This window comes from Microbacterium sp. Kw_RZR3 (assembly GCF_029222405.1).
Taxonomy (GTDB): domain Bacteria; phylum Actinomycetota; class Actinomycetes; order Actinomycetales; family Microbacteriaceae; genus Microbacterium.
Window position 1 is genome coordinate 1 of sequence record NZ_JARHXC010000125.1, and the last position, 9,634, is coordinate 9,634.

Annotated in this window: 9 protein-coding genes and 1 pseudogene; 9 read left to right on the forward strand and 1 reads right to left on the reverse strand. The window is 68.1% G+C overall.

Annotation, left to right across the window (positions count from 1 at the left end):
* The 9 genes from pdxT to P2P98_RS06810 form a co-directional block, all read left to right on the forward strand.
* Positions 1-445, forward strand: a 445-nt coding sequence (pdxT, locus tag P2P98_RS06770) for a pyridoxal 5'-phosphate synthase glutaminase subunit PdxT (protein WP_275798395.1), incomplete at its 5' end; no start/stop codon positions are given.
* A gap of 10 nt (positions 446-455) precedes the next feature.
* Complete coding sequence (locus P2P98_RS06775) at positions 456-1,214, forward strand: YebC/PmpR family DNA-binding transcriptional regulator (protein WP_275798396.1); 759 nt, start codon at positions 456-458, stop codon at positions 1,212-1,214.
* A 48-nt stretch (positions 1,215-1,262) separates the two neighbouring features.
* Positions 1,263-1,865, forward strand: a complete 603-nt coding sequence (gene ruvC, locus P2P98_RS06780; RefSeq protein WP_275798397.1) for a crossover junction endodeoxyribonuclease RuvC — start codon at positions 1,263-1,265, stop codon at positions 1,863-1,865.
* A 9-nt stretch (positions 1,866-1,874) separates the two neighbouring features.
* Positions 1,875-2,495, forward strand: coding sequence for a Holliday junction branch migration protein RuvA (gene ruvA / locus P2P98_RS06785; protein ID WP_275798399.1), 621 nt, complete (start codon positions 1,875-1,877; stop codon positions 2,493-2,495).
* Positions 2,488-3,531, forward strand: a complete 1,044-nt coding sequence (gene ruvB / locus P2P98_RS06790; protein WP_275798401.1) for a Holliday junction branch migration DNA helicase RuvB — start codon at positions 2,488-2,490, stop codon at positions 3,529-3,531. Before ruvA ends, ruvB begins: the two co-directional genes overlap by 8 nt.
* Before the next feature lie 94 nt (positions 3,532-3,625).
* Positions 3,626-4,072, forward strand: a complete 447-nt coding sequence (locus P2P98_RS06795; protein WP_275798402.1) for a preprotein translocase subunit YajC — start codon at positions 3,626-3,628, stop codon at positions 4,070-4,072.
* Positions 4,073-4,120: 48 nt separating this feature from the next.
* Positions 4,121-5,827: a protein translocase subunit SecD gene (gene secD / locus P2P98_RS06800; protein ID WP_275798404.1), complete on the forward strand. Its 1,707-nt coding sequence runs from the start codon at positions 4,121-4,123 to the stop codon at positions 5,825-5,827.
* On the forward strand, positions 5,827-6,813 hold the full coding sequence (secF, locus tag P2P98_RS06805; protein WP_275798405.1) for a protein translocase subunit SecF: 987 nt from the start codon (positions 5,827-5,829) through the stop codon (positions 6,811-6,813). The genes secD and secF overlap by 1 nt, the downstream gene beginning before the upstream one ends.
* 64 nt (positions 6,814-6,877) lie before the next feature.
* On the forward strand, positions 6,878-9,130 hold the full coding sequence (locus P2P98_RS06810; RefSeq protein ID WP_275798407.1) for a bifunctional (p)ppGpp synthetase/guanosine-3',5'-bis(diphosphate) 3'-pyrophosphohydrolase: 2,253 nt from the start codon (positions 6,878-6,880) through the stop codon (positions 9,128-9,130).
* Here P2P98_RS06810 and P2P98_RS06815 read toward each other — a convergent pair.
* A pseudogene (locus P2P98_RS06815) lies at positions 9,109-9,634 on the reverse strand (hypothetical protein); the annotation flags it as partial. The gene P2P98_RS06810 and the pseudogene P2P98_RS06815 overlap by 22 nt on opposite strands.

The window sequence follows — 9,634 nt, forward strand, 5'->3', positions numbered from 1 at the left end:
CGCGCGCGCCTTCGGCCTCTTCGACCCGATCCGCGCGGCGATCGAGGACGGGATGCCGATGTACGGCACGTGCGCCGGACTCATCCTGCTCGCCGACCGCATCGACGGTGCGATCACGGGCCAGCAGACGTTCGGCGGCCTGGACGTCCGGGTACAGCGCAACGCCTTCGGCTCCCAGACGCAGTCGTTCGAGACCGACCTCGCGGTGCCCGCCCTGGGCGACCCGCCGGTTCATGCCGTGTTCATCCGGGCCCCCGCGGTCGTCGAGTGGGGTCCGGATGCCGAGCCCCTGGCATCCCTTCCCGATGGACGGGTCGTGGCGGTCGAGCAGGGGCGACTGCTGGGCACGGCGTTCCATCCCGAATCCACCGGCGAGACGCGCTTCCACGAGCGCTTCCTCAAGCACGTCCGCGGGCGACGCGGCGCGGCCGCACCCGCGTTCTAGACTGGAACCTATGTCCGGACACTCCAAATGGGCCACGACCAAGCACAAGAAGGCGGTCGTCGATGCCCGCCGCGCCAAGTCGTGGGCCAAGCTCATCAAGAACATCGAGGTCGCGGCCAAGCTCGGCGGCGCCGACCTGCAGGGCAACCCGACCCTCTTCGACGCCGTCCTGAAGGCCAAGAAGACCTCGGTCCCCAAAGACAACATCGACCGCGCGATCAAGCGCGGTGCGGGAATCGGCGGCGAGGCCGTCGAGTACACCTCGATCATGTACGAGGGCTACGGCCCCAACGGCGTCGCGTTCCTCATCGAGTGTCTGACCGACAACAAGAACCGTGCGGCGGCCGAGGTGCGCACGGCGCTCAGCCGTAACGGCGGCACGCTGGCCGACCCGGGCAGCGTCGCCTACAACTTCAGCCGCAAGGGCGTCATCGTCGTGCCGAGCGAGGGCACGACCGAAGACGACGTCATGCTCGCGACTCTCGAGGCCGGCGCGGAAGAGATCGAGCCCCACGGCGAGGGCTTCGGCATCATCACCGAGGCGAGCGACCTCGTGACGGTGCGTTCCGCTCTGCAGGAAGCGGGTATCGAGTACGACTCGGCCGACGTCGAGTTCGTCCCCTCGTTGAAGATCGAGGTCGACGCCGACACCGCCCGCAAGGTGTTCCGTCTGATCGACGCGCTCGAAGACAGCGACGACGTGCAGAACGTTTACACGAACTTCGACCTCACCCTTGAGGTGCAGGCCGAACTCGAGAACGACGAGTAAGGGCGCGCCCTGACCTCGAGCACGGCCCCTGCGCTTAGCGTGGGGGCCGTGTCTCGTTCCCTCCGCGTCCTCGGTATCGATCCCGGCCTGACCCGCTGCGGGATCGGCGTCGTGGACGTGTCGCCGAACCGGACGGCCTCACTCGTGCACGTCGGGGTCGTGAGGTCGTCGACGACGGATCCGATCGAGAAGCGTCTCGCGACGATCGCCGCCGGCATCCGCGAGATCCTCTCCGCGCACGACCCGCACGTGGTCGCCGTCGAGCGCGTCTTCGCGCAGAACAACCGCCACTCGGTGATGGGCACCGCCCAGGCCAGCGGTATCGCCCTCCTGCTCGCGGCGGAGCACGGCATCCCGGCCGCCACCCACACGCCGAGCGAGGTCAAGGCGGCGATCACCGGCTATGGCTCGGCCGACAAGCTGCAGGTGCAGACGATGGTCGCGCGCGTCCTCCGCCTCGACGCGCTGCCGCAACCCGCGGACGCGGCGGACGCCCTCGCGATCGCTCTCTGCCACGCGTGGCGCGGGGGACCGGTCGCCGCGACGGGCGAGACGACGCTCACGCCCGCCCAGCGAGCATGGCGGGATGCCGAGAAGCGGCGTTCTCCACAGCCTCGTGTCGCTCGAACACATGTACGAAGCGATGCGTAAGCTGAAGGCATGATCTCTTCGCTCCACGGCACGGCGGCCCACGTCGCCGACGACTCCCTCGTCATCGTGGTGGGCGGCGTGGGCTTCTCGGTGGCCGTCACCTCGCAGTTCGCGCGCACCGTGCATGTCGGAGACGACGTCCATGTGCACACGAACCTGATCGTGCGCGAAGACGCCCTCTCGCTGTACGGCTTCGAGAGCCGGGAAGAGCTCACGGTCTTCACGCAGCTGATCAGCGTCACCGGCGTCGGCCCGAAGTCCGCCCTCGGCGTGCTGTCGTCGCTGACGGTTCCGCAGATCGCGCAGGCGGTCGCCGACGACGACGATGCGCCCTTCCGACGCGTGTCGGGCATCGGCCCGAAAACCGCCAAGCTGATCGTGGTTCAGCTCGCCGGCAAGCTCGCCGTCATCCCCGCGGCCGCCCCCGCAGCCGTCGCCGCGCACGGGCAGGTGCCCCTGCAGGTCACGCAGGCCCTCGTGGGTCTCGGCTGGACCGAGCGCACCGCCGCCGAAGCCGTGGCATCCGTCGCCGAGAGCGCCTCCGAGAGCGACCGCTCCTCGGTGCAGGCGCTCCTGCGCCTCACGCTCGCGCTCCTCGGTCCCGCGCGCAAGGAGACCGTGGGTGGCTGACGTCCGCGATGCCGGAACCCCCGACGACGAGACAGAGCTCGCGATCGAGGGGGCGCTGCGCCCGACCTCACTCGCCGAGTTCGTCGGGCAGCAGAAGGTGCGCGGGCAGCTCCAGCTGTTGCTCGACGCGGCGCGCATCCAGCAACGCTCGCCCGACCACATCCTGCTCTCGGGCCCGCCGGGGCTCGGGAAGACCACGCTGGCGATGATCGTCGCGCATGAGAGCGGTCGACCCCTTCGCCTCTCGAGCGGTCCGGCGATCCAGCACGCGGGGGATCTCGCCGCGTTGCTCTCATCGCTCACCCCGGGCGAGGTGCTGTTCATCGACGAGATCCACCGCATGGCGCGGTCGGCTGAAGAGATGCTCTACCTCGCGATGGAGGACTTCCGCATCGACATCATGGTCGGCAAGGGGGCCGGGGCCACGAGCATTCCCCTCGATCTCTCGCCGTTCACCCTCGTCGGGGCGACGACTCGCGCGGGACTCCTGCCCAATCCGCTGCGCGACCGCTTCGGCTTCACGGCGCACCTCGAGTACTACGAGCCCGAAGAGCTGGAGCAGGTCGTCTCGCGATCGGCATCCATGCTCGACGTCGGGCTCCCCGGCACGGCGCGATCCGAGATCGCCCGACGCTCGCGAGGGACGCCGCGCATCGCGAACCGCCTGCTGCGGCGCGTGCGCGACTATCTAGTCGTCCACGGGCCCTCGGCCGGCACGGACGACGGAGATGCCGACGTGCACACCGTCGGCGCCGCTCTCGATCTCTACGACGTGGATGCCATCGGTCTCGACCGCCTCGACCGTGCTGTTCTCGATGCGCTCGTCCGTCGCTTCCGCGGCGGTCCCGTCGGCCTCAGCACCCTCGCCGTCGCGGTGGGCGAAGAGCCCGAGACCATCGAATCGGTGGTGGAGCCCTACCTCGTTCGGATCGGTTTCATGGGTCGCACGCCGCGCGGTCGCGTCGCCACCCCCGAGGCCTACGACCACCTCGGCGCTCCCCACCCCGACGGCCTGCTCCGGTTCAGCCAGGGGTGATGACCTATACTCGGCGGGGGATTCCCCGACCCCCGCTTGACTTACGCTAGGCAGTGCCGCACGGCGCGCCTGACCCGAAAGGTGCACCGCCTCCATGGACTCCAGTCTTCTTCTCGTCGTCGTCTTCGCCGGTCTGATCGTTTTCATGTTCGTGAGCTCCCGGCGTCGCGTGAAGAAGCAGAAGCTCGAGCTCGAAGAGAAGGCACGACAAACGGTCCCCGGAGCCGAGGTTCTGCTCCAGGGCGGGCTGTACGGCACCATCGTCGAGTACGACGGCGAAGACCTCGACAAGCCGGCGCAGGTCGAGATCGCTCCCGGTGTCGTCATCAAGGTTCACAGCCAGGCCGTCCTCCGCATCGTCGACCCGGCGTCGGGCACGGTCACCGAAGACGAGTTCATCGAGGCGGAAGAGACTGAGGCCGAGTACGTCGCGGGCGTCGCCGACGGCGACATCACCTCGATCAGCGACGACCACCGCGCCGCACGTCAGGCTGCCGAGGCCGACGCCGACCGCACCGACAAGGACCGTCCGCAGGCCTGACACCTCGACCGTTCGTTCTTCCGTTCCGCCGCATAGAAAGCCGACTCCGTGGCGCCCTCTCCTCCCGTCCGCCATGCCTGGCGCGTTCTGACCGGTCTCCTCGCCATCACGGCGGTGCTGTTCGGCCTCAACGCCCTCGGCGTGTACGCCTTCAAGGCGAGCTCCTGGACCCCTGACCTCGCCCTCGACCTGCAGGGCGGAACGCAGATCATCCTGCAGGCGCAGACCACGGATGGCGCCGCCCCGGACTCCGAGCAGCTTCAGCAGGCGGTGTCGATCATCCGCCAGCGCGTCGATGCCTCGGGTGTCGGGGAGACCGACATCGCCACCGAGGGAAGCGACAAGATCGTCGTGCAGATCCCCGGCGAGGCGGACGAGGCGACGCGTCAGCGGATCCAGAGCTCCGCGCAGCTGCAACTGCGCCCCGTGCTGTTCACCGGCTCGCCCGCCACGACGTTCGTCGGCGACGACGGCAACACGACGCCGTATCCGACACCGGACCCGAACCTGCCCGCGACGCCGACCGCGTCCCCGACGGACGGCAGCGACCCGGCGTACATCACCCCGGCGCTGCAGGCGCAGTTCCTCGCGTACGACTGCGCGAACCCGCCGAGCAACCCCGCCGAGGCCCCCGCGGATCAGCCGATGATCACGTGCGGCCTGCAGGACGGCACGAAGTACATCCTCGGTCCCGTCGAGATCGACGGAGACGACATCGCGGATGCCACGAACGGTCAGGAGCAGAACACCGGCCGCTGGGCCGTGAACCTCGTCTTCAACGACCAGGGCACCGAGAAGTTCGGCAAGATCAGCCAGCGCCTGTACGGCAAGCAGCCCCCGTTCAACCAGTTCGCGTTCGTCCTCGACGGATCCGTGCTGTCGGCCCCGTCGATGAACGGCATCATCCTCGACGGCCGCCCCAGCATCACGGGCAGCTTCACGCAGGAGTCCTCGAAGGCACTGGCCGATCAGCTGAAGTACGGTGCGCTGCCGCTGAGCTTCAACGTCGTGAGCTCCGACACCGTCTCGGCGACGCTCGGATCCCAACAGCTGCAGGTCGGCTTCATCGCGGGTCTGATCGGTCTCGCGCTCGTCGCTCTCTATTCGCTGATCGTGTACCGCGCACTGGGCACGGTGATCATCGCGTCGCTCGGCGTGATGGCCGTGCTCACCTATGTGATGCTCTGCATCCTGGCATGGCGCATGGGCTTCCGCCTGTCGCTCGCCGGTGTGGCGGGCCTCATCATCACGATCGGCTTCACCGCGGACTCGTTCATCGTCTACTTCGAGCGAATACGAGACGAGCTGCGCGACGGCAAGTCGATCACGGCCGCGGTCGAGGACGGGTGGTCCCGCGCCAAGCGCACGATCTACATCTCGAAGTCGATCAACATCCTCGCCGCCGTCGTGCTCTACATCCTCGCGGATGCCACGGTGAAGGGCTTCGCCTTCACCCTCGGGCTCACGACCGCGATCGACATCGTGATCTTCATCCTCTTCACCCACCCGGTGATGCAGTTGCTCGCCCGCACACGGTTCTTCGGCTCGGGTCACCCGCTGTCCGGCATGGATCCCGAAGCCCTCGGTGCCGTGTATCGCGGTCGCGCGCAGTTCCGGGCACCCATCGCCGACAGCGGCCGCACCAAGCGCTCGCGCGGCGAGGCGCAGCGCCGCCAGACGATCGCGGAACGCAAGCAGGCCGAGCTCGCCGCCGCCCGCGGCGATAGCCGCTCCACGAAGGAGGGAGACGACTGATGCGCTCCATGACGCAGCTCGGTAACGACCTCTACTCGGGGAAGACCTCCTTCCCCTTCGTCCAGCGTCGCCGGATCTGGTTCCTCATCGCCGCGCTCCTCGTGATCGGTGCGGCGCTCGTGCCCCTGGTGCGGCCCATCCAGTTCTCGATCGAGTTCACCGGTGGCTCGCAGTTCACGGTGTCGAATCCGTCGACGTTCGACCAGTCGCTCGCGACGCAGGCCGTGACCTCGGTCGTCCCGGGAGCGACGACCCGCGTCACCGTGATCAGCGACTCAGCCGTCCGCGTGCAGACCGATCAGATGAGCAACGACGAGACGCAGGCCGTGTCGGCCGCTCTCGCCAACGCGTACAAGGTGCCGACCTCGGAGGTCACCAACTCCTTCATCGGAGCGACCTGGGGTGCGGACGTCACGAGACAGTCGTTGTGGGGTCTCGCGATCTTCCTCGCCCTGACGTTCCTCATCCTGGCGCTGTACTTCCGCACGTGGAAGATGTCGGTCGCGGCCATCATCGGCCTCGTCGACGTGCTCGTCATCACGATCGGGATCTACGCGCTCTTCGGATTCGAGATCTCGCCGGCGGCCGTCATCGGATTCCTCACGATCCTGTCGTACGCCCTGTACGACACGACGGTCGTGTTCGACAAGGTCAGGGAGAACACGAGGGAAGACGGCGAGATCTCCGGGCGCACCTTCGCGGAGTCCGTCAACCTCGCCGCCAACCAGACCCTCATCCGATCGATCAACACCACGGTCGTCGCCGTCCTGCCGATCGGCGCGATCCTCTTCATCGGTGTGCCGCTGGGTGCCCGCACGTTGAGCGACATCTCCCTGTCGATCTTCGTGGGAACCCTCGTCGCCGCGTACTCGACGCTTTTCGTCGCCGTTCCGCTCTACGCCCTCCTGCGCGAGCGCGAGCCGGTGATCGCCCAGCGCGACGCTCGCGTGCGGTCCGCGCGCGAGAAGGCGGGTGTCCCCGCCTGACGGCGGGGGCCCGCTCCGCCGGGCGTAGGATTGATCGACTGACGTCACGACGGGGAGGGCACCGATGACCGAGACCACGGCCTCCGCTCCGCCGCCGTCCTCGCTTCGACGGCTCGTGCCGCGCATCTTCTCGCGCGCCGCGCGTCGCGACGACGTCGACAAGCTCCTGCGCACGGTCCGCACGCACCACCCCAAGGGCGATCTCGGAATTATCGAACGCGCTTATGCGGTCGCCGACAAGGCGCACGACGGGCAGAAGCGCCAGAGCGGCGAGCCCTACATCACGCACCCTCTGGCCGTGGCGCAGATCCTCGCCGAACTCGGCCTCGGACCGAAGGCGATCGCGGCCGCGCTGCTCCACGACACCGTGGAAGACACCGGATATCCGCTCGACGAGTTGGCAGCCGACTTCGGCGACGAGGTCGCCATGCTCGTCGACGGCGTCACCAAGCTCGACAAGGTCAAGTACGGCGACAGCGCCCAGGCCGAGACCGTCCGCAAGATGATCGTCGCGATGTCGAAAGACATCCGCGTGCTCCTCATCAAGCTGGCCGACCGCCTCCACAACGCGCGTACATGGGGCTTCGTCCCGCCGCACAAGGCCGCGAAGAAGGCCACCGAGACCCTCGAGATCTACGCGCCGCTCGCGCACCGTCTCGGCATCCAGGCCATCAAGAGCGAACTCGAAGACCTCTCGTTCGCCGTGATGCACCCGAAGCTCTACGCCGAGATCGAGAGCCTGGTGAAGCAGCGCACGCCGCAGCGCGAGCAGTACGTGCAGAACGTGATCGACGCGGTCGACGCCGATCTCCGCGAGCTCCGCGTGCGCGGTCGCGTCATGGGCCGACCGAAGCAGCTGTACTCCGTTTATCAGAAGATGGTCGTGCGGGGTCGCGAGTTCGACGACATCTACGACCTCATCGGCATCCGGATCCTCGTCGGCACGGTGCGCGACTGCTACGCGGTGCTGGGCGCGATCCACGCACGGTGGACCCCGCTTCCGGGGCGGTTCAAGGACTACATCGCGACACCGAAGTTCAACCTCTATCAGTCGCTGCACACGACGGTGATCGGCCCCGGCGGACGCACGGTCGAGATCCAGATCCGCACGCACGAGATGCACCAGCAGGCCGAGTTCGGCGTCGCTGCGCACTGGAAGTACAAAGAGCGCATGGCGGGTGGAAAGGCGGATGCCAAGGCCGTCGACGCCGACATGGCGTGGATCGCGCACATCTCCGACTGGCAGGCGGAAACCGCCGACCCGGGGGAGTTCCTCGACTCGCTGCGCTTCGAGATCGGCGCAAAAGAGGTCTACGTCTTCACTCCGAAGGGCCGGGTCATCGGGCTGCCCGCGGGGGCCACGCCGGTCGACTTCGCGTACGCGGTGCACACGGAGATCGGGCACCGCACGATGGGTGCGAAGGTCAACGGTCGTCTGGTGCCGCTCGAGACGGCCCTCCAGAGCGGCGATGTCGTCGAGGTCTTCACGTCGAAGAACCCCGACGCGGGTCCGAGTCAGGACTGGCTCGGGTTCGTCAAGAGCACCCGCGCGCGCAACAAGATCCGCGGGTGGTTCACGAAGGAGCGTCGTGAAGAGGCGATCGAGCAGGGGAAGGACTCCATCGCCCGCGCGATGCGCCGGCAGAACCTGCCATTGCAGCGTCTGATGAGCCAGGACTCGTTCACCGAGGTCGCGCGACAGTTCCACTACGAGGACGTCTCAGCGCTCTACGCGGCGGTCGGAGAAGGCCACGTCTCGACGCAGTCGGTGATCGAGAAGGTCACCGCACTGGTCAGCGAGGAAGACACCTCGACCGGACCGATCGACCTGCCACAGGTCGGTCGCCGTCGCGCTCCGCGCAACAGCGATTCGGGCGTTCTCGTCCGCGGTGCCCCCGACATCCTCGTCAAGCTCGCGAAGTGCTGCACGCCGGTGCCCGGTGACGACATCGTCGGCTTCGTCACGCGCGGGAGCGGCGTCTCCGTGCACCGCGGCGATTGCACGAACGTGAAGTCGCTGAAGGAAGATCCCGACCGGCTCATCGATGTCGAGTGGGCGCCGACCACGAAGAGTCTGTTCCTCGTCCAGATCCAGGTCGAAGCCCTCGATCGCTCCGGACTGCTCAGCGATGTCACCCGCGTCCTCAGCGAGCACCACGTCAACATCCTGTCGGCGACCGTGTCGACCTCGAACGATCGTCTCGCGCTGAGCAAGTTCGTCTTCGAGATGGGCGACACCGTCCACCTCGATCGCGTGCTGAACGCCGTGCGACGCATCGATGCCGTCTACGACGTCTACCGCGTCACCTCGTCGTGACGCTCAGCGCTCCCTAGCGTTGCCCGCGTCGTGGGCACGGCGTGGTGGGGCTTGGCGTACTGAGGCACAGCGTCGTGGCGGGGAGCGTCGTTAAGCGCAGCGTCGTTGAGCGCAGCGTCGTTGAGCGCAGCGTCGTTGAGCGCAGCGTCGTGGCGGGGAGCGTCGTGGGGCACCGCGCCATCGAGGACATCGAGAGCGCGACGACCGTAGGGGACCCGGGGCCGGGCGAGGATCCACTGTCTCGCCTGCTCCGCGAGAACGGGGTCGGAGCAGGCCCACCGCGCCGCCGCGTCGTGGTGTCCCAGGCGCGCGAGATCGGCGAGCGTGCGGGTCGGCGTCGACACGGCCACCCCCGCGATGTGGATGACGTCCGCCGGGTCGAGCAGGACGTCGTGGTAGACCACTCGGCCGCTACCCGCCATGCGCGCGCGTCGACCGCTCGAGCGCTGCAGGTGGTGCGGGGACGGCTCGACGAGCGCGCCACCGTGCACCCACGCCGCACTC

Excerpts from the sequence above, each read along its gene's own strand:
- P2P98_RS06775 (WP_275798396.1), top strand. The coding sequence starts at position 456 with ATGTCCGGACACTCCAAATGGGCCACGACCAAGCACAAGAAGGCGGTC.
- ruvA (WP_275798399.1), top strand. The coding sequence starts at position 1,875 with ATGATCTCTTCGCTCCACGGCACGGCGGCCCACGTCGCCGACGACTCC.
- P2P98_RS06795 (WP_275798402.1), top strand. The coding sequence starts at position 3,626 with ATGGACTCCAGTCTTCTTCTCGTCGTCGTCTTCGCCGGTCTGATCGTT.
- secF (WP_275798405.1), top strand. The coding sequence starts at position 5,827 with ATGCGCTCCATGACGCAGCTCGGTAACGACCTCTACTCGGGGAAGACC.
- P2P98_RS06810 (WP_275798407.1), top strand. The coding sequence starts at position 6,878 with ATGACCGAGACCACGGCCTCCGCTCCGCCGCCGTCCTCGCTTCGACGG.